Source organism: Stenotrophomonas sp. GW821-FHT09E08, assembly GCF_059416125.1.
Map to the genome: position 1 here is coordinate 291,987 of NZ_JBWKOO010000001.1, position 17,561 is coordinate 309,547.

Below are 17,561 nucleotides of genomic sequence, written 5' to 3' on the forward strand. Positions count from 1 at the left end.
GCAGACAGCCCGGCCAACGGCCCTGCCCGGACCACCGACGCTGCGGATCACCGACCGCCCCAGGTCGCTACACTAACGGCCCTGCCGGCCGTGGTCGCATGGCCACGCCCCGACGCCCTGCCCAAGACGCGAAACGCCCCAAGTGACTGATACAAAAGACAACACCAGCAACGCCAAGGCGTCCAAGGACCACACCCCGCTGATGAAGCAGTTCTTCGCGGCCAAGTCCGACCATCCGGACCTGCTGCTGTTCTTCCGCATGGGTGACTTCTACGAGCTGTTCTACGATGACGCCCGCAAGGCGGCACGGCTGCTGGACATCACCCTGACCCAGCGCGGCAGCTCCGGCGGCGCGCCGATCCCGATGGCCGGCGTACCCGTGCATGCCTACGAAGGCTACCTGGCACGGCTGGTGGCACTGGGCGAATCGGTGGCGATTTGTGAACAGATCGGCGACCCGGCCCTGGCCAAGGGCCTGGTCGAACGCAAGGTGGTGCGCATCGTCACCCCCGGCACGGTCACCGACGAGGCCCTGCTGGATGAACGCCGCGACACCCTGCTGATGGCGCTGTCGCGCAGCAAGCAGGGTTACGGCCTGGCGTGGGCCGACCTGGCCGGTGGCCGCTTCCTGGTCAACGAAGTGGAAACCGACGACGCACTGGAAGCCGAGCTGGCACGGCTGGAACCGGCCGAACTGCTGGTGCCCGACGAGGAAAACTGGCCGGAATTCCTGCGCCAGCGTACCGGCGTGCGCCGCCGCGCACCGTGGCTGTTCGACGCCGACAGCGGGCGCCGCCAGCTGCTGGCCTTCTTCAAGCTGCATGATCTGAGCGGCTTCGGCATCGATGACAAGCCCCGCGCCACTGCAGCAGCCAGCGCCCTGCTCGGCTATGTGGAGGAAACCCAGAAGCAGCGCCTGCCGCACCTGACCTCCATCGCGATGGAAACCGCCGGCGAAGCGATCGCGATGAATGCAGCAACACGCCGCCATCTGGAACTGGACACGCGCGTAGACGGCGATACCCGCAACACCCTGCTGGGCGTGCTCGACAGCACGGTGACGCCGATGGGCGGACGCCTGCTGCGGCGCTGGCTGCATCGCCCGCTGCGCCTGCGCGAGGTACTGGTACAGCGCCACCACGCAGTGGAAACGCTGATCGACCGCGGCAGCGATGCTGACATCCGCGAGCAGTTCCGTCGCCTCGGCGATCTCGAACGCATCCTCACCCGCGTCGCCCTGCGCTCGGCGCGCCCCCGCGACTTCTCTACCCTGCGTGATGGCCTGGGCCTGCTGCCAGCCGTGCGCGACGTGCTGGCACCGCTGGATTCGCCGCGCCTGCAGGCCCTGCACGCCGCACTCGGCGAGCACGACGAATGCGCGCACCTGCTGGCCAGCGCCATCGCCGAGATGCCGCCGCTGAAGCTGAGCGATGGTGGCGTGCTGGCCGACGGCTTCGATGCCGAGCTGGACGAACTGCGCCGCCTGTCCACCCATGCCGACCAGTTCCTGATCGACCTGGAAGCACGCGAGCGCGAAAGCAGCGGTATTGCCACCCTGAAGGTGGGCTACAACCGCGTGCACGGCTACTACATCGAAATCAGCAAGGGCCAGTCCGATCGTGCCCCGGTGCACTACACCCGCCGGCAGACGCTGACCAATGCCGAGCGCTACATCACCGAAGAGCTGAAGGCTTTCGAGGACAAGGTGCTGTCCGCGCGCGACCGTTCGCTGTCGCGCGAGAAGTACCTGTACGAGCAGCTGCTGGATACCCTCGGCGGGCAGCTGGAACCGCTGAAGCAGTGTGCTGCCGCGCTGAGCGAACTGGACGTGCTGGCCGGCTTCGCCGAACGCGCGCAGTCTCTGGACTGGGCACGCCCGGAACTGCAGGCCGAGCCCTGCCTGAAGATCGAGCGTGGCCGCCACCCGGTAGTCGAGGCGGTGCGCGAGCAGCCGTTCGAACCGAACGACCTGGACCTGCATCCGGACCGTCGCATGCTGGTCATCACCGGCCCGAACATGGGTGGTAAATCGACCTACATGCGGCAGAACGCGCTGATCGTGCTGCTGGCCCACATCGGCAGCTTCGTGCCGGCCAGCCGTGCGCTGATCGGCCCCATCGACCGTATCCTCACCCGCATCGGCGCCGGTGATGATCTGGCACGCGGGCAGTCGACCTTCATGGTCGAGATGGCCGAGACCAGCTACATCCTGCATCACGCCACCGCGCATTCGCTGGTGCTGATGGACGAGATCGGTCGTGGCACCTCCACCTACGACGGGCTGGCCCTGGCCGATGCCGTGGCGCGCCACCTCGCCTATGAGAACCGCTGCTACACGCTGTTCGCGACCCACTACTTCGAACTGACCGCATTGGCCGACGAGCAGCACGAAGGCGGCCGCAGCGGCATCGCCAACGTGCACCTGGATGCGGTCGAGCACGGTGAGGCGCTGGTGTTCATGCATGCGGTGAAGGATGGCCCGGCCAACCGCAGCTTCGGCCTGCAGGTGGCCGCGCTGGCCGGTCTGCCGCGCGCCACCGTGGCGCAGGCACGGCGCCGCCTGGCCGAGCTGGAGCAGCGCGGCGGTGAAAGCCATGCCGCCGAGCTGGCGCCGCAGGCGCTGGATGCACCGCAGCAATTCGGCCTGTTCGCGGTACCGTCGAGCAAGGCACAGGAAGCACTGGCCGCGATCGACCCCGACGAACTGACCCCGAAGCAGGCGCTGGAAGCGTTGTACCGGTTGAAGGCGCTGCTGTAACCGCAGCGCACGCCCATGGCCTCCCGCCGCCTTGCGGGAGGCCCATCGAAAGGTTGCGCAAATCTGATTCTGCGTTCCAATTGACAGAATCTATCAACCTGAATGAATCATTCGATTATTCATTTCATCTGGCCATAGCTAAAGTCGAGTGAAGATGTTTCTCCCACGTCTTCACCGCCACCAGGAGCCAGCCGATGAGCCAGTCCGACAACAACAACGCCAAGTGCCCTTACCACAGCGCCCCGTCGCCTGAGGAAGGCGCCCAGCAGCAGCGCGAGCTGAGCACCACGCCGAAGCAGAAGCATGGTGATGATCCGGTCACGCCGATGACCACGGCCTTCGGCGCACCGGTGGTGGACAACCAGAACAGCAAGACCGCCGGCCCGCGTGGCCCGCTGTTGATGGAAGACGTCTGGCTGCTGGAAAAGCTGGCCAACCTCAACCGCGAGATCATTCCCGAGCGCCGCATGCACGCCAAGGGCTCGGGCGCGTTCGGCACCTTCACTGTCACCCACGACATCAGCAAGTACACCCGCGCCAGGCTGTTCGAGAAGGTCGGCAAGCAGACCGAGATGTTCGCCCGCTTCACCACGGTAGCCGGCGAGCGCGGTGCCGCCGACGCCGAGCGCGACATCCGCGGCTTCGCGCTGAAGTTCTACACCGAAGAAGGCAACTGGGACCTGGTCGGCAACAACACCCCGGTGTTCTTCCTGCGCGACCCGCGCAAGTTCGCCGACCTCAACAAGGCGGTCAAGCGCGACCCGCACACCAACCTGCGCAGCGCGCGCAACAACTGGGACTTCTGGACGCTGCTGCCCGAAGCCCTGCTGCAGGTGACCGTGGTGATGAGCGACCGCGGCATCCCGCGCAGCTTCCGCCACATGCACGGCTTCGGCTCGCATACCTACAGCTTCACCAATGCCGACAGCGAACGCTTCTGGGTCAAGTTCCATTTCGTCAGCCAGCAAGGCATCGAATCGCTGACCGACGCGCAGGCACAGATCCTGGTCGGCCATGACCGCGAAAGCCACGGCCGCGACCTGTTCGCCGCGATCGAGAAGGGCGACTTCCCGAAGTGGAAGCTGTTCATCCAGGTCATGCCGGAGCTGGACGCGGAAACCTACCGCGTGCATCCGTTCGACCTGACCAAGGTGTGGCCGAAGAGCGACTACCCGCTGATCGAAGTGGGCCAGTTCGAACTGAACCGCAACCCGGTCAACTGGTACCAGGACGTGGAGCAGTCGGCGTTCGCACCGAGCAACCTGGTGCCGGGCATCGGCCCGTCGCCGGACAAGATGCTGCAGGCGCGCCTGTTCGCCTATTCCGATGCGCAGCGTTACCGCTTGGGCGTGAACCACCACCAGATTCCGGTGAACGCGGCGCGCTGCCCGGTGCACAGCAATCACCGCGATGGTGCGATGCGCGTGGATGGCAACTACGGTGGCCTGCCGCACTATGAGCCGAACAGTTACGGCCAGTGGCAGGAGCAGCCGGCATACCGCGAGCCGCCAATGAAGATCCGTGGCGACGCCGACTTCTGGAACTTCCGTGAGGACGACGCCGACTACTTCAGCCAGCCCGGTGCGTTGTTCCGCAGCTACAACCAGGCGCAGAAGGAACGCCTGTTCGCCAACACCGCCCGCGCCCTCGGCGATGCGCCAGATTTCATCAAGCAGCGCCACATCGACAACTGCAACAAGGCCGACCCGGCCTATGGTGCCGGCATCGCTGCGGCCCTGAAGGCGCTGGCCGGCCAACCGTCCGACCCGTTCAAGCCTGCACAGCCGGACGCGGACTTCCCCGCTGCGACCCCGGGTGCGGAAGACATCGAGCTCTGATCGCCCTCCCCTGCGTACGGCACGCCGCCTCCCCGTGAGGCGGCGTCGCCGTTTTAACGGTCCGCGTCGTACCTTCTGCACGCCCAACCCCAATCGAGGATTCCCCAGATGAGCCTGACCGATGAACTTCTGACCAAGTTGCAGGGCGCCCCGCTGCAACAGGTGTCGCAGCAGCTTGGCATCAGCGATACCCAGGCTTCCGGCGCGATCAGTGCCGCGCTGCCGGTGCTGATGGGCGCGCTGGGCAACAACGCCTCGCAGCCACAGGGCGCACAAGCGCTGCTCGGCGCATTGCAGAACAACCACAGCGGCCTGGACCTGGGCAGCGTCCTCGGTTCGGTGTTGGGCGGTGGCGGCGGCGGTGCGGCCAGCGATGGCGCCGGTATCCTCGGCCACATCTTCGGCGGCAGCCAGCAGAAGGTGGAAACCGGCCTGGCCCAGGCCACCCAACTCGACAGTGGCCGCACCAGCCAGCTGCTACAGATCCTTGCTCCCATCGTGATGGCCTTCCTGGCACAGCGTCTGGGCGGCGGCCAAGCCGATGCCGGCTCGCTCAGCCAGGCCCTGGGCCAGGAAAAGCAGCAGGTGCAGCAGCAGGGTGGCCTGGCCGGTGGCCTGCTCGGCAGCCTGCTGGACCAGGACGGTGATGGTCAGCTGGGCGTGGGCGATCTGTTCAAGCTGGGCGGCAATCTGCTCGGCGGCAAGCGCTGACGGAAAGCCTCGCCGGGCATGGGCCGGCGCTATCGGCATCTCCATGGGTAGCGCCGGGCCATGCCCGGCGGCTTACTGGTTGCCCGCCTTCAAACGCTGCAGGATCGGTGCGAACAAGGGCGCCTGCATCAAGCGCGGCGGCTCGACATGGCGGCCCTTTTCCTGCGCCTGCCAGTACGACCACGGCAGCGGCTTGTCGCCCAGTTCGTAGTCCATGCCGTCCCAGCCATCCTCGCGGAAGGCGTAGAAGGCCCAGTGCACCTTGTCCTGTTCCAGCACCTGCAGCACATCCTGCAGGTAGCGGCTGCAGTCCGGCCATCGCCGCATGCAGCCGAATTCGGCCACCACCATGCGGTTGGCACCGACACCATGCGAGGCGGCCCACGTCATCGGCTGCTGCAGGTAACGGCGTACACGCGCCGCATCCCAACGCTCGCTGCCTCCACCGAACGGCACCTGTGCCGGATAACGCCAGGGCTTGGCGCGCGTCTGGTTCGGCGCACTGGTTGCCGCGTACGGCTCGTACATGTGCACGCTGTACAGCAGTTTCGAATCCGCCAACGGTGCCGGCCAGTAGTTGAAACCGTCGGCGGCGGCGTACCAGCCCGCATCCAGCATCAGCGGCATCGCGGCGTCGACCTCGCGGATGCTGGCGATCAACCCGGAATAAAAGCGGCGCAGGTCGCGTGGGCCGTCCTGCACACCGGCATACCACTGCTTCATCGCCTCGCTGGACGCATGCTCGGCCAGGCCTGCACCGTACTCGGGCACCGGTTCATTGATGAGATTGTAGGCGGCCAAGGCAGGATGATCCTTCAGCGCCGTGGCCAGATCGCGCCAGAAACGCCGGGCGGGCTCCTGGTTGTCGAAGGACTGCCACAGGCGCTGGTCGACCACATCGCCGTTGTGCTGCTTCCAGCGCAGTAACGGCAGCGACAGCGGCGTCAGCACCACTTTCAGCCCGGCCGCATCGGCGTCATCCAGCACCCGCCGCAGCGTGGCCAGGTCGGCTGGAACCAGTCCGCGATAGTCATCGGCGTTGCCGATCAGAAAGTCACGACCGCCCTGCCCCTTCCACTTGTCCGGCACCAGCCGCACCCAGGTCGCACCGGTCGCACGCAGCGCCTCGAAGTATTTCCGGTCCGGAGGCGACATGTTCATGCTGTTGCCACCGCGTTGCGGTACGTCCCAGAAGGTGATGTCGGCAGCGTGCAGTGGCGCAGCAGCAAGCAGGGACAGGCATAACAGCAGACGACGCATGGGCAGGCCTCCGATAGGTGAAAAACCAGCCTGCCCAGCGCAATCCGAACGCACCGTGACCGGCGCCCTCTTTCGCACCGCGATAGGAACAATCCGTTGGAATCAGGATTTCGCTACAGCGCGTCGATGTCGCCCAACGCCCGGATCAAACGCCGCGCGCGCTTGTCCGGCTTGTGTTCCGGCGGCTGGAAACCATCGCGTGCCGCGATGCGCAGTGCACGCTGTTCGGCACGGCGCGCCTTCGAAGCCTCGCTCTCGGCATACAGCTGCTGTGCCGTTGGCGCCGGCCCGCGCTGGTCGCTCAGGCCCAGCACCTGGATCTCGAAATGCTCCTCGCCACGATCCACCTGCAGCTGCTCACCCACGCGTACCGCGCGCGAGGACTTCGGGCGCTGCCCGGCCACGCTGACCTTGCCGGTCTCGATGGCCTGCTTGGCCAGGCTGCGGGTCTTGAAGAAACGGGCCGCCCACAACCAGATGTCCAGGCGGACACTGGGCGACAACGGGGAAAGCTCAGGCATCGGTGCGGACTACTCCGGTGGCTTGTTCAGAGGGCGCGGATGGTCGGGGTCGGTGCGGCAGCCGCTGCCCCCGATCAACGTGGGTACACCGGCGGACAGGTCCTGGCGCTGGCTGCCGACCAGGCACTCGGGACGGTCGGTCGGCCGCACCTGGGTATCGCCCAGCCGGTCACCTGTCGAACATGCGGCCAGTACAACGCCGATCAAGGCCAACGTCATGCTCCGCTTCACCCGCAGTCGTTGATGCATTGCCACATCCCGCAAACCGGCTTGGTGCTAGTGTGCGCCTCCCGGGATTCGATCACCACTCCATGGCCAAAGCGCCGCTTGACCTGACCTCCGGCCCGATCGGCCGCAATCTCCTGCTGTTCTCCCTGCCGATCCTGGCCGGCAACATCGCGCAGTCGCTGAACGGTTCGGTGAATGCGGTATGGGTGGGGCGCTTCCTCGGCGAGGCGGCACTGACCGCCACCGCGAACGCCAACAACATCATGTTCTTCCTGATCGGCTCGGTGTTCGGCTTCGGCATGGCCTCGACCATCCTGATCGGCCAGGCCATCGGTGCGCGCGACATCGCGCAGGCGCGGCGCGTGGTCGGTACCAGCGCCACCTTCTTCATCGGCCTGTCGGTGATCATCGCCATCGCCGGCTGGTTCATGGCGCATCCGCTGCTGGCAGCGATGGGCACGCCGGCTGCCTCGCTGCCGCTGGCCGAGGCTTACCTGCAGATCATCTTCCTGGCGATGCCGACGCTGTACGCGTTCGCCTTCCTCACCGCCGCGCTGCGCGGTGCCGGTGATTCACGCACGCCGTTCCGTTTCCTGATGGTGTCGGTGGCGCTGGACATCGTGCTGAATCCGGTGCTGATCTTCGGCATGGGACCATTCCCCGCGCTGGGTATCGCCGGATCGGCCTGGGCCACGCTGGTCGCGCAGACGCTGTCGCTGGCCGGCCTGCTGCTGTACATGCGGCACAAGCGCCACACGTTGTGGCTGGGCCGTGCCGACATGCGCCTGCTCAAGCTCGACCTGACCATCCTCAAGGCGCTGGTGATCAAGGGCGTCCCGATGGGCCTGCAGATGGTGCTGATCTCACTGTCGGTGATTCTTTTGATGACCATGGTCAACCAGTACGGCACCGACACCGGGGCCGGTTACGGCGCCGCGCTGCAATTGTGGAACTACCTGCAGATGCCGGCGATGGCAATCGGTGCGGCGTGCTCGACGATGGCCGCGCAGAACGTCGGCGCACAGCGCTGGGACCGCGTGCGCGGCACCGCGCGGCAGGGCGTGCTGTTCAACTTCCTGCTGACCGGCGCGCTGATCCTGCCGCTGGTGCTGTTCGATCGGCAGCTGCTGGCGCTGTTCCTGCCGCCGGCCAGCGAGGCGCTGGACATCGCCCGCCACCTCAACCATGTGGTGATCGGTTCGTTCCTGTTCTTCGGCGTCAGCTTCGTGATCTCCGGCGTGGTGCGCTCCACCGGCGCGGTGATTCCGCCGCTGCTGATCCTGGCCGGCTCGCTGTGGGGCGTGCGCGTACCGTTCGCCGAGCTGCTGCAGCCGTACTGGGGCGCCGATGCGATCTGGTGGAGTTTCCCGGTCAGCTCGCTGGTGTCGATGCTGCTGTCGCTGGCGTATTACCGCTGGGGTGGCTGGCGCAAGGCCACGATGATCGGCAAGCCGTCGCATGCCGAGGAACTGGCCACGCCGTCGGAGATCCCGGCCTGCCCACCCTCGCCGGTGGCCGACCCGGATGCCGCACTGGAGTCAGCGCCGCCACGTTAGTACTGACCGCCGGTGATTACCACGGTAGTGCCGGCCGCTGGCCGGCAGCTTCATGCCTCTCCGGAAGCATCGCGCAACAGCCGGCCAGCGGCCGGCTCTACCGCTTCTTTTTCGCCGCGTTGAACTTAGCCGCTTCGCGCAACAGCGCCTTCAATGGCGCGGCATCGGGCATCGCACCTTCGTGGATGTCGATCGCACGTCGTGTGTTGCCTTCCAGGCTGGCATTGAACAGGCCTTTCGGGTCGGCCAACGCCGCACCATGGGCAAAGGTCAGCTTCACCGCCTGCTTGTAGGTTTCGCCAGTGCACAGGATGCCGTTGTGCTCCCACACCGGCGTGCCGCGCCATTTCCAGGTTTCCTGCACGTCGGGCAGTGCCTCATGGATCAACGCGCGCACGCGCGCCAGCGTTTCGCCACGCCAGTCGCCCAGCTCGGCGATGCGTGCATCGATCAGTTCAGCTGCCGGGGTCCCGGCATCATCAGGGTTCGGCGCGTGCGTGGCCATCAGCGGTTCTCGTCGGCAAGCAGATCGGAACGGTGGGCTTACATGCGCTCGCCGGGCAATGCCGCGGCTTGGCGCACCCAGTCAAGGAACCGGGCTTCATCCAGCACGCCGTCCTGTGCAATGTGCAGGTAGCGCGTGTCTGCGCTCCTGGACGGCTCGGGCGGTATCGGCTTCAGTGCGGCGCCCCGGAAGAATGCCACCTTGATGTAGCGGGTGAAGCAATGGAAGCTGAGGAACCAGCCCTCGCCCTTGGCAACCGCATACATCGGCGAATTCCACTTCACCGCCTTGTGCACACCGGGCACGGCCTGCTCGATCAGCGCATCCAACCGCGCGCCGAGCGGTCGTTTCCAGTCCGGCATCGCCGCGATATAGGCCTGCACCGTGGTATCGCCCTCGCCCTTGGCGATCTGCGGGCTACCACCGGACAGCAGCCTGGGCGCGGCAGAGGGTGCGGTTCGCTTGGCAGGCATCGCACGGCACGTCCATCAGGATGAAACGGCAGCCTAGCGCGACGCGCGCCTGTCGGTCATGGCGCGGTGCGCCATCGGCTCAGTCCGCCTGACGGGCCAGGAACTGCCGCCAGTCCGGTAGCTTGCGGTGACGCCGCAGCGAGCGCATCAGGGCCGCCATCACGATACCGAACAGGGCACCGGCCAACAGACCGGCCAACAACAGCAGCACCAGCGGGCGCTCGCTGCCCTGCCACAACATCAGCCACATCAGTCCGGTCCAGAACAGCCCGAACAGCAGGCCCTGCACCAGTGCGTTGGTGGCGAAGCCGGCCAGGATCGGCGGCGGCAGTGCGATGCCCATGCGCCACAACAACCGGTGCAGCAACGGTGCCGACTGCACGCGCGCCAGCCCCTTGCCGTCAAGGAAGCGCAACGCCGACTGGATCACGGCGGGATAGCGTGGGTTGATCTCGTTCATCGCCTGATCGTGGCCGATGCGATGCCGGAAACGCAAACGGCCACCCGAAGGTGGCCGTCGCGGCAACAACCGAAGTTGTTTATCAGGCCTTTTCGGCCAGACGGGCAGCCTTGGCGGCAGCAGCGGCAGCCAGGTCTTCCTTGATGCGGGCAGCCTTGCCTTCCAGGCCACGCAGGTAGTACAGCTTGCCGGCGCGGACCTTACCACGACGCTTCACTTCGACCGAGTCGATGATGGCGCTGTGGGTCTGGAAGACGCGCTCGACGCCGTAGCCGTGCGAGATCTTGCGGACGGTGAACGAGGAGTTCAGGCCGCCGTTCTTGGTCGCGATGACAACGCCTTCATAGGCCTGCACGCGCTCGCGGGCACCTTCCTTCACCTTCACGTTGACGACAACGGTGTCGCCCTGGCTGAACTTCGGCAGTTCGCGGGTGATCTGGGCGGATTCGAATTCCGCGACGATGGACTTGTTCAGCTTGCTCATGGGTTACACCGATTCTTGTTCGGGTGGGCGTGTCGTTTCGACAACGTAGGCTGATGCAGTCACTGGACTGTGCTGCACGTTTGTTGTGGGTACTGCGCGCGCCGGCCGAGGCTGGCGGTAATTGGCCATGATAGCCGAAAAAGCCAGCCCTGCGCTAGGGGCTGGCCTTCTGTTTCCGGGCTTGGCGGGCCTGGTCAAGGAGTTTTCGGTCGGCCTTGCCCAGTACCTGTTCATCCAGCAGGTCCGGGCGCCGCTGCGCGGTCCGGACCAGCGACTGCTGGCGGCGCCAGGCGGCGATGGCCGCATGGTTGCCCGAGCGCAGCACCTCCGGCACGTCACCCAGCGGATGCTGGGCCGGCTGGCTGTAATGCGGGCAGTCGAGCAGGCCCAGGTCACCTTCGAAGCTGTCCTGGGCGGCCGATTCAGCATCGTTCAGGGCACCGTCCTGCAGACGGGCCACGGCGTCGATGATCACCGCCGCGCCCAGCTCACCGCCGGACAGCACGTAATCGCCAAGGGAAATCTCCTCGTCGACATTGGCTTCCAGGAAGCGCTCGTCGATGCCCTCGTAGCGGCCGCAGAGCAGGACCATGCGCGGCAGCGCCGCCAGTTCCCGCACTTTGGCCTGGGTCAACGGCGCACCCTGCGGGCTGAGATGGATCACCCGCGCCGGGGTCGGATCAGCATCGCGGATCGCCTGCAGGCAGGCCTGCAGCGGCTCGATCAGCATCACCATGCCCGGGCCACCGCCGAACGGACGGTCGTCCACCCGGCGGTAGTTGCCTTCGGCGTAATCACGGGGATTCCAGCCGTGCAGGCTGAACAGGCCCTTCTCCTGCGCACGCCCGACCACGCCCAGTCCGGCGGACTGGGCGAGGAACTCGGGGAACAGGGTGATGACGTCGAAACGCATGCTCACACTCAGAACTCGGGATCCCAGTCGACCACGACCAGGTTGGCCTCGAAGTCGACCGACTTGACGAACTCCGGCAACACGAACGGAATCATCCGCTCACGATCGCCGCGCACGACCACCACATCGTTGGCGCCGGTGCTGAACAGGTGCGAGACCTGGCCCAGGGCAACGCCCTCGGTGGTCTTCACATCCAGGCCTTCAAGGTCGACCCAGTAATACTCATCGGCATTCGGCGGTGGCAGTGCACTGCGGGCCACGTAGACCTCGGTGCCATGCATCGCCTCGACCGTATCGCGATCTTCGATGCCCGGAAAACGGGCCACCAGATGCTTGCCGCTGTCGCGGCCACGGGCGCCTTCAAGCGTCGATTCCTGCCCGTTGGGGCTGCGCAGGATCCACGGCTGGTAACGGAAAATAGCGGAACGCGGCTCGGTCCAGGACTCGAGCTTTATTTCGCCGCGCACACCAAAAGCGCCGACAATCCTGCCCAGCAGGATGCGGCGCTCGTTATCTTTCATCTGCGTTCAACCAGACGGGCCGCGCCAGGCGCGGCCCTTCGGGATCAGGCCGCAGCGGCCTGGGACTTGGCCGCTTCCTTGATCAGGTTGCGGACCTTTTCAGTCGGCTGGGCGCCGTTCTTGACCCAATGGTCAACACGGGCCAGATCCAGCTCGATGCGCTTCTCGCCACCCTGTGCAACCGGGTTGTAGAAGCCGACGCGCTCGATGTTGCGGCCATCACGGGCGCTGCGAACGTCGGTCACGATGATGTGGTAGAACGGACGCTTCTTGGCGCCGCCGCGGGTCAGTCGAATCTTGACCATGGTCTTTTTTCCTATTGCCCAGTCGCCAGGATGGCGCGGTAAGCCGGCGATTATAGCGGCAGTGTCGGCCGGAGCCAACCCCGGGGTTGGCCAGCCGGGGTCAGATCCCTTTTGCAGGGGACAAGGGATCTGACCCCAATCCCCGCCAGGGCACCGCCGCCAGCACCGCCCTGCCCTGTTCCGCCAGCGCCTGCGAACCCGGCAGGGCATGCCCGTCGATGGCGTCCAGCGCCCACAGGCCGCTGGCGTTGCAGGCGAAGGCCGCCTTCACACCCCCCAGTTCAGCCAGCGCCAGCGGTCGCGTGGCCTGTGGGCCGGGCCAGTGCTGCTTCAGCAAGGCCTCGGCGGTACCGCGCAGGGCTGGCGCCTGCGGCCAGAGCAGCCGCTCACCATCGTGCAAGGCCAGGTTCCAGGTGCTGCCTTCACCCATTTCGCCATCGGCGGTCACGAACAGCACATCGTCGAAACCGTCAGCCATTGCCGCGCGGCGCTCGGCGAACAGGCCGAAGGTGCCGACATGCTTGATGTGCGGCAGTTCGCGCTGCCAGGCCACGCTGCACACACGCTTGGGTGCGGCCAGCGTCACCGGCGAGGACACCGCCACCAGTACGTCCACCGGTACCACCGCCAGCGGATTGCGGAAATCGAAGTGGCGCGAGTACACCGTCACCCGCAGCGAGGCATCAGCCAGCCCAGCCAGCTGCAGGGCCTGCGCCATCCAGGCCTGCACCTGCGCCACAACCAGCTCGCTGCCGAAAAGTTCACGCGTAGCGTGCGACAACCGCGCCAGATGCAGCTCCAGTCCCTGCACCGCCCCACCCCGCACCTGCAGCGAGGTGAAGTGGCCGTAGTTGACCAGCGCTGGCAGTAGATCCTCGACCTGTACTGGCCGGCCGTTGCAGGTCACCGTCATTTCAGCAATGCCTGCGCCTGGCTCCACATGTCGTGCAGCACATCGGCAGCCGGTCGTGCCGGCGCCATCCATGCCGATTGCCCCGCCCAGGCCTGCATTGCGGCCAACCGGTTTTCCTGCGCTGCCTGCTTGCGCATCGGCGCGGTCAGGCCGCGCTGCACCGGGTACGGGCGCGGCGCCGGCGCACCTTCGGCGGCGGCAGCGCGCACGTAGGCCGTGGCAAGGCCGCGACCCAGGCGGCCACTGAAAGCACGGGTCGGCCAGGTGTCTTCTGGTTCGCTGGCCGCCAATCCATCGGCCCACGCCGAAGCGATCGCCGCTTCGGGCGTGCGCAGGAATGCAGTGCCGATCTGCACCGCGCTGGCACCCAGGGTGAGCGCGGCGGCAATGCCACGGCCATCGGCAATGCCACCGGCGGCGATCACCGGAATCTGCAGGTGGTCGGCCAGGCGTGGCAGCAGCGCGAACAGTCCAACCAGCTGACGCTCGGCCATCGCCGGATCAAATGAACCGCGATGACCACCGGCCTCCACGCCCTGCGCCACCACCGCGTCGGCGCCAGCATCCTGTGCAGCACGCGCTTCAGACAGCGTGGTCGCACAGGCAATCCAGGCAATGCCCGCATCCTTCAGTTGCTGCACGTGGCGCGGCGAAAGCACGCCCATGATGGTCGAGGCCACCTCCGGGCAGGCGGCCAGCAGCGCTGCGAACTGTTCTTCGAAACCGGCAGGCGTGGCGTCGGCAGCACTGGCCGGTACATCCGGTCCCCATTGCGCGAGGAAAGCACGACTGGCTGCCTCGGCGGCGACGTCACGGGTCGCTGCCGGGTCCGGCAACCACAGGTTCACCTGCGCCGGGCCGGTGGAGACGGCGCGGAAGTCATCCATCCAGCGGCCGATATCGGCTGGCGACGACAACACCGCGCCCATCGCGCCCATGCTGCCGGCATTGGCCAGCGCGGCCGACAACGGCACCGGGCAGGCACCGGCCATCGGTGCCAGCAGGATCGGAACGGAAACGTCGAAGCGCTGGCAGAACGCCTCGGCGCGGGAAGCAACAGCGGACATCTGCATGGCGGCCCATCGTTTCGGACAGGCCTCCATGGTGCGCGCAGGACGGGGGTAGAGTCGAGCTTGCTCGACTGTTTGATGCGGCGCCTCGGCGCCGCCGCCCGAGCATGGGCTCGGGCGCTACATCAGAGTGCGGACGGGTCCCGCATCAACGGAACGGCATGCCGCGACCGCCCATGGCACCCATCATGCCCTTCATGCTTCGCATCATGCCCTTCATGCCGCCGCCGGCCATCTTGCTCATCATCTTTTCCATCTGCATGTACTGCTTCATGAGCTTGTTGACGTCAGCCGGGGTCACGCCCGAGCCCTTGGCGATGCGCGCGCGGCGCGAGCCATTGAGCAGGTTCGGGTTGCGCCGCTCCTTCTTGGTCATCGAGCTGATGATGGCGATCATGCGTGGCACTTCCTTGCCCTGGCTGACCTGCTGCTTCAGGTGGTCGGGGATGTTGCCCAGGCCCGGCAGCTTGTCCATCAGGCCGCCGATGCCGCCCATGTTCTGCATCTGCTCAAGCTGGTCACGCATGTCGTTCAGGTCGAACTTCTTGCCCTTGGCGACCTTCTCGGCCAGCTTGGCGGCCTTGTCCTTGTCGACCTGCTGCTCGACCTGCTCGACCAGCGACAGCACGTCGCCCATGTCGAGGATGCGGCTGGCGATACGGTCCGGATGGAACACGTCCAGGCCTTCCGGCTTTTCGCTGACACCGACGAACTTGATCGGCTTGCCGGTGATGTAGCGCACGCTCAGCGCGGCACCGCCACGCGCGTCACCGTCGGTCTTGGTCAGCACCACGCCGGTCAGCGGCAGCGCATCGCCGAAGGCCTTGGCGGTGTTGGCCGCGTCCTGACCGGTCATGGCATCGACCACGAACAGCGTTTCGGCCGGGTTGACCGCCGCGTGCAGGGCCTTGATCTCGGCCATCATCGCTTCGTCGATGGCCAGGCGGCCGGCGGTATCGACCAGCAGCACGTCGACGAACGACTTGCGCGCATCGTCAATGGCGGCGCGGACGATGGCTTCCGGCTTCTGGTCGGCGCTGGACGGGAAGAACAGCACGCCGACCTGCTCGGCCAGGGTCTTCAGCTGTTCGATCGCGGCCGGACGGTAGACGTCGGCCGAGACCACCATCACCTTCTTTTTGCGCTTTTCCTTCAGGTGCTTGGCCAGCTTGCCCACGGTAGTGGTCTTGCCGGCGCCCTGCAGGCCCGCCATCAGGATGATCGCCGGGGCCGGGACATTCAGGTTCAGGTCGCTGGCTTCGGCGCCCATCACCGCGGTCAGCTCGTCGCGCACGACCTTGATCAGGGCCTGGCCCGGGGTCAGCGACTTCAGCACTTCCTGGCCGACCGCACGCACCTTGATGCGCTCGATCAGGGCCTGCACCACGGGCAGCGCGACGTCGGCTTCGAGCAGCGCGATGCGGACCTCGCGGGTCGCCTCGCGGATGTTCTCTTCGGTCAGGCGGCCGCGGCCACGCAGGCGCTCGATGGTGCCGGAAAGGCGCTGGGTCAGGGACTCGAACATGCGGTACGACCTGTCTGAAAACGGGGGACAATAAGGCACACAGTATAGCGGGTCCGCCCTGCCCGCCGGACTGCGACGCTGCGGCCGTCGCCACCACCGCGGGGGTATGCGAAACTGCAACGATGACAATCGTTCTCATCGCCGTCCTGCTCTACCTGGCTGCCAGTGCCCTGCTGGTGCGCGCGCTCGGCCGCGATGAAACCACCGCCTCCCCGGTCTGGCTGTGGCCGGCCCTGCCGGCGATGCTGCTGCATGGCGGCTACCACGTGATGGTGGCGATGCGCACCAACGGCGGGCCGGACATGCACTTCTTCGCCGCACTGTCGCTGGTCGGCTTGGGCATGGCCTGGCTGACCTCGCTGGTCGGTGCGCGCGGGCGCATGTCGGCACTGGGCGTGGTGGTGTTCCCGCTGGCCGCGGTACTGCTGCTGGCCTACCACGGCTACGGCCACGAACCGAGCAAGGTGCTGGGCTGGCGCCTGGCCAGCCACGCCTGGCTGGCGCTTCTGGCCTACGCCACGCTGAGCATCGCCGCGCTGCTGGCAATCATGCTGTGGCTGCAGGAGCGCGCCCTGCGTCGCCGCGAGTTCCGCCCGTGGCTGCGGGCGCTGCCGCCGCTGGCCGACCTGGAATCGCTGCTGTTCCGGGTGATCACCGTCGGCTTCGCGCTGCTGACCCTGACCCTGGTCACCGGCGTGTTGTTCGTCGACGACCTGCTGGCGCAGAAGCTGGTGCACAAGACCGTGCTGAGCGTGCTGTCGTGGATCGTATTCGGTGTGCTGCTGATCGGCCGCCGACGCTACGGCTGGCGCGGCATGAAAGCGGTGCACTGGACGCTGGCGGCGATGCTGTTGCTGTTGCTGGCGTTCTTCGGCAGCCAGTTCGTGATCGAACTGGTGTTCGGGCATTCGCGATAAAGGCGTGCCGACCAACGGTCGGCACCCACCCCGGTAGTGCCGGCCGCTGGCCGGCAATCGCAGATGGAGTAGCTCCACGCCATGCGTGGATGCCGTAGACGGTCAAGGCACCGGCTGGGCCAGGATCTTCCGTACCGAACGACCGCTGTTGGTAAGGATGTCGTCCACCTGCCAGCAGCCCTGGCCCTGGCGCTCCATCGGCAGGCGGGTCAGGTAGGCCGTATTCCATACCGAATAGCGCATTTCAACCTGGCCCGTCGTGGCCGAGATCTCTTTCCAGCTGTAACGCACCGGGCTGTCGATGTCACCGTCCTGGGCGTCCAGCCACGGATCGGAATCGATGGTGCAGATGCCTTCCTCACGCACCTGGCAGGCGCGCTCGCCACGCAGGGCCTTGACGAAGGCCGGGCTGACCAGCGCCGGCGGCGGTTCCAGCAGATCGCCATTGCCGGTGGTTGCCTCGTAGAAGGCACGGGCCACAGCCACTGGTTCCTGGCAGGCCGGCGCGGCCTGCACGGCGGGGGCCAGCAGCAGCCCGGCGATCACGAACATCCCTGTCTTTCGCATGTGTATCTCCTTGAGGTAGTGCCGGGGGCGGGGGGG

The 17,561-nt window shown here is 66.6% G+C and carries 19 protein-coding genes; 5 read left to right on the forward strand and 14 right to left on the reverse strand.

The features are described from left to right. The first annotated feature begins 202 nt into the window (after window positions 1-202). From mutS to AC07M7_RS01375, 3 genes are all read left to right on the forward strand, one after another. A complete protein-coding gene (mutS, locus tag AC07M7_RS01365; RefSeq protein WP_295377622.1) occupies window positions 203-2,758 on the forward strand; it encodes a DNA mismatch repair protein MutS in 2,556 nt (851 codons plus the stop codon). Between the two features lie 194 nt (window positions 2,759-2,952). Further along, window positions 2,953-4,596, forward strand: a complete 1,644-nt coding sequence (locus AC07M7_RS01370) for a catalase (protein WP_447780995.1) — start codon at window positions 2,953-2,955, stop codon at window positions 4,594-4,596. Between the two features lie 108 nt (window positions 4,597-4,704). Further along, window positions 4,705-5,307: a DUF937 domain-containing protein gene (locus AC07M7_RS01375; protein WP_295377619.1), complete on the forward strand. Its 603-nt coding sequence runs from the start codon at window positions 4,705-4,707 to the stop codon at window positions 5,305-5,307. Window positions 5,308-5,379: 72 nt separating this feature from the next. Here AC07M7_RS01375 and AC07M7_RS01380 read toward each other — a convergent pair whose 3' ends face one another. The 3 genes from AC07M7_RS01380 to AC07M7_RS01390 all read right to left on the reverse strand — a co-directional run bounded on the left by AC07M7_RS01380 (window position 5,380) and on the right by AC07M7_RS01390 (window position 7,337). Then, the gene (locus AC07M7_RS01380; RefSeq protein ID WP_482997615.1) at window positions 5,380-6,567 is read right to left on the reverse strand and encodes a glycoside hydrolase family 5 protein; all 1,188 of its coding nucleotides are present in this window, start codon (window positions 6,565-6,567) and stop codon (window positions 5,380-5,382) included. A gap of 113 nt (window positions 6,568-6,680) precedes the next feature. Then, window positions 6,681-7,088, reverse strand: coding sequence for an RNA-binding S4 domain-containing protein (locus tag AC07M7_RS01385; protein WP_004149153.1), 408 nt, complete (start codon window positions 7,086-7,088; stop codon window positions 6,681-6,683). A 9-nt stretch (window positions 7,089-7,097) separates the two neighbouring features. Then, window positions 7,098-7,337 carry a hypothetical protein gene (locus AC07M7_RS01390; RefSeq protein ID WP_317233314.1) on the reverse strand — a complete coding sequence of 80 codons (240 nt, stop codon included), beginning with the start codon at window positions 7,335-7,337 and terminating at the stop codon, window positions 7,098-7,100. Window positions 7,338-7,399: 62 nt separating this feature from the next. Here AC07M7_RS01390 and AC07M7_RS01395 point away from each other — a divergent pair, with 62 nt between their 5' ends. Continuing rightward, on the forward strand, window positions 7,400-8,872 hold the full coding sequence (locus AC07M7_RS01395; RefSeq protein ID WP_046983268.1) for an MATE family efflux transporter: 1,473 nt from the start codon (window positions 7,400-7,402) through the stop codon (window positions 8,870-8,872). A gap of 97 nt (window positions 8,873-8,969) precedes the next feature. Here AC07M7_RS01395 and AC07M7_RS01400 read toward each other — a convergent pair whose 3' ends face one another. The 10 genes from AC07M7_RS01400 to ffh form a co-directional block, all read right to left on the reverse strand. Beyond that, entirely contained in the window at window positions 8,970-9,377 is a 408-nt protein-coding gene (locus tag AC07M7_RS01400) for a DUF1801 domain-containing protein (protein WP_495206577.1), read from the reverse strand. A gap of 38 nt (window positions 9,378-9,415) precedes the next feature. After that, window positions 9,416-9,850 (reverse strand): DUF1801 domain-containing protein, encoded by a 435-nt coding sequence (locus AC07M7_RS01405; RefSeq protein WP_495206578.1) that lies wholly within the window; start codon window positions 9,848-9,850, stop codon window positions 9,416-9,418. Between the two features lie 79 nt (window positions 9,851-9,929). Then, a complete protein-coding gene (locus AC07M7_RS01410) occupies window positions 9,930-10,310 on the reverse strand; it encodes a DUF6404 family protein (protein WP_012510438.1) in 381 nt (126 codons plus the stop codon). An 82-nt stretch (window positions 10,311-10,392) separates the two neighbouring features. Beyond that, a complete protein-coding gene (gene rplS / locus AC07M7_RS01415; protein WP_004149090.1) occupies window positions 10,393-10,794 on the reverse strand; it encodes a 50S ribosomal protein L19 in 402 nt (133 codons plus the stop codon). Between the two features lie 154 nt (window positions 10,795-10,948). Further along, window positions 10,949-11,707: a tRNA (guanosine(37)-N1)-methyltransferase TrmD gene (gene trmD, locus AC07M7_RS01420; protein WP_136638325.1), complete on the reverse strand. Its 759-nt coding sequence runs from the start codon at window positions 11,705-11,707 to the stop codon at window positions 10,949-10,951. A gap of 8 nt (window positions 11,708-11,715) precedes the next feature. Next, entirely contained in the window at window positions 11,716-12,228 is a 513-nt protein-coding gene (rimM, locus tag AC07M7_RS01425; protein WP_004149035.1) for a ribosome maturation factor RimM, read from the reverse strand. Window positions 12,229-12,272: 44 nt separating this feature from the next. Beyond that, on the reverse strand, window positions 12,273-12,533 hold the full coding sequence (rpsP, locus tag AC07M7_RS01430; RefSeq protein WP_004149033.1) for a 30S ribosomal protein S16: 261 nt from the start codon (window positions 12,531-12,533) through the stop codon (window positions 12,273-12,275). A gap of 100 nt (window positions 12,534-12,633) precedes the next feature. Further along, window positions 12,634-13,446, reverse strand: a complete 813-nt coding sequence (locus AC07M7_RS01435) for an aminotransferase class IV family protein (protein WP_495206579.1) — start codon at window positions 13,444-13,446, stop codon at window positions 12,634-12,636. Then, complete coding sequence (locus tag AC07M7_RS01440) at window positions 13,443-14,519, reverse strand: NAD(P)H-dependent flavin oxidoreductase (RefSeq protein ID WP_295377587.1); 1,077 nt, start codon at window positions 14,517-14,519, stop codon at window positions 13,443-13,445. The genes AC07M7_RS01435 and AC07M7_RS01440 overlap by 4 nt, the downstream gene beginning before the upstream one ends. A 145-nt stretch (window positions 14,520-14,664) precedes the next feature. Beyond that, window positions 14,665-16,041 (reverse strand): signal recognition particle protein, encoded by a 1,377-nt coding sequence (ffh, locus tag AC07M7_RS01445; RefSeq protein ID WP_004149025.1) that lies wholly within the window; start codon window positions 16,039-16,041, stop codon window positions 14,665-14,667. A gap of 122 nt (window positions 16,042-16,163) precedes the next feature. On the opposite strand from ffh, the gene AC07M7_RS01450 reads away from it, so the two are divergent. Then, the gene (locus AC07M7_RS01450; protein WP_495206580.1) at window positions 16,164-16,958 is read left to right on the forward strand and encodes a cytochrome C assembly family protein; all 795 of its coding nucleotides are present in this window, start codon (window positions 16,164-16,166) and stop codon (window positions 16,956-16,958) included. A 102-nt stretch (window positions 16,959-17,060) separates the two neighbouring features. Here AC07M7_RS01450 and AC07M7_RS01455 read toward each other — a convergent pair whose 3' ends face one another. Beyond that, a complete protein-coding gene (locus tag AC07M7_RS01455; protein WP_495206581.1) occupies window positions 17,061-17,525 on the reverse strand; it encodes a YqhG/Tai3 family protein in 465 nt (154 codons plus the stop codon). Window positions 17,526-17,561 lie beyond the last annotated feature (36 nt).

Coding starts and splice junctions, on each gene's coding strand:
- rplS (WP_004149090.1), bottom strand. CDS start 10,794: ATGAGCAAGCTGAACAAGTCCATCGTCGCGGAATTCGAATCCGCCCAG.
- AC07M7_RS01410 (WP_012510438.1), bottom strand. CDS start 10,310: ATGAACGAGATCAACCCACGCTATCCCGCCGTGATCCAGTCGGCGTTG.
- rimM (WP_004149035.1), bottom strand. CDS start 12,228: ATGAAAGATAACGAGCGCCGCATCCTGCTGGGCAGGATTGTCGGCGCT.
- ffh (WP_004149025.1), bottom strand. CDS start 16,041: ATGTTCGAGTCCCTGACCCAGCGCCTTTCCGGCACCATCGAGCGCCTG.
- AC07M7_RS01370 (WP_447780995.1), top strand. CDS start 2,953: ATGAGCCAGTCCGACAACAACAACGCCAAGTGCCCTTACCACAGCGCC.
- AC07M7_RS01435 (WP_495206579.1), bottom strand. CDS start 13,446: ATGACGGTGACCTGCAACGGCCGGCCAGTACAGGTCGAGGATCTACTG.
- AC07M7_RS01390 (WP_317233314.1), bottom strand. CDS start 7,337: ATGCATCAACGACTGCGGGTGAAGCGGAGCATGACGTTGGCCTTGATC.
- AC07M7_RS01455 (WP_495206581.1), bottom strand. CDS start 17,525: ATGCGAAAGACAGGGATGTTCGTGATCGCCGGGCTGCTGCTGGCCCCC.
- AC07M7_RS01400 (WP_495206577.1), bottom strand. CDS start 9,377: ATGGCCACGCACGCGCCGAACCCTGATGATGCCGGGACCCCGGCAGCT.
- AC07M7_RS01375 (WP_295377619.1), top strand. CDS start 4,705: ATGAGCCTGACCGATGAACTTCTGACCAAGTTGCAGGGCGCCCCGCTG.
- AC07M7_RS01385 (WP_004149153.1), bottom strand. CDS start 7,088: ATGCCTGAGCTTTCCCCGTTGTCGCCCAGTGTCCGCCTGGACATCTGG.
- AC07M7_RS01440 (WP_295377587.1), bottom strand. CDS start 14,519: ATGCAGATGTCCGCTGTTGCTTCCCGCGCCGAGGCGTTCTGCCAGCGC.
- AC07M7_RS01380 (WP_482997615.1), bottom strand. CDS start 6,567: ATGCGTCGTCTGCTGTTATGCCTGTCCCTGCTTGCTGCTGCGCCACTG.
- AC07M7_RS01395 (WP_046983268.1), top strand. CDS start 7,400: ATGGCCAAAGCGCCGCTTGACCTGACCTCCGGCCCGATCGGCCGCAAT.
- rpsP (WP_004149033.1), bottom strand. CDS start 12,533: ATGGTCAAGATTCGACTGACCCGCGGCGGCGCCAAGAAGCGTCCGTTC.
- mutS (WP_295377622.1), top strand. CDS start 203: ATGAAGCAGTTCTTCGCGGCCAAGTCCGACCATCCGGACCTGCTGCTG.
- AC07M7_RS01450 (WP_495206580.1), top strand. CDS start 16,164: ATGACAATCGTTCTCATCGCCGTCCTGCTCTACCTGGCTGCCAGTGCC.
- trmD (WP_136638325.1), bottom strand. CDS start 11,707: ATGCGTTTCGACGTCATCACCCTGTTCCCCGAGTTCCTCGCCCAGTCC.
- AC07M7_RS01405 (WP_495206578.1), bottom strand. CDS start 9,850: ATGCCTGCCAAGCGAACCGCACCCTCTGCCGCGCCCAGGCTGCTGTCC.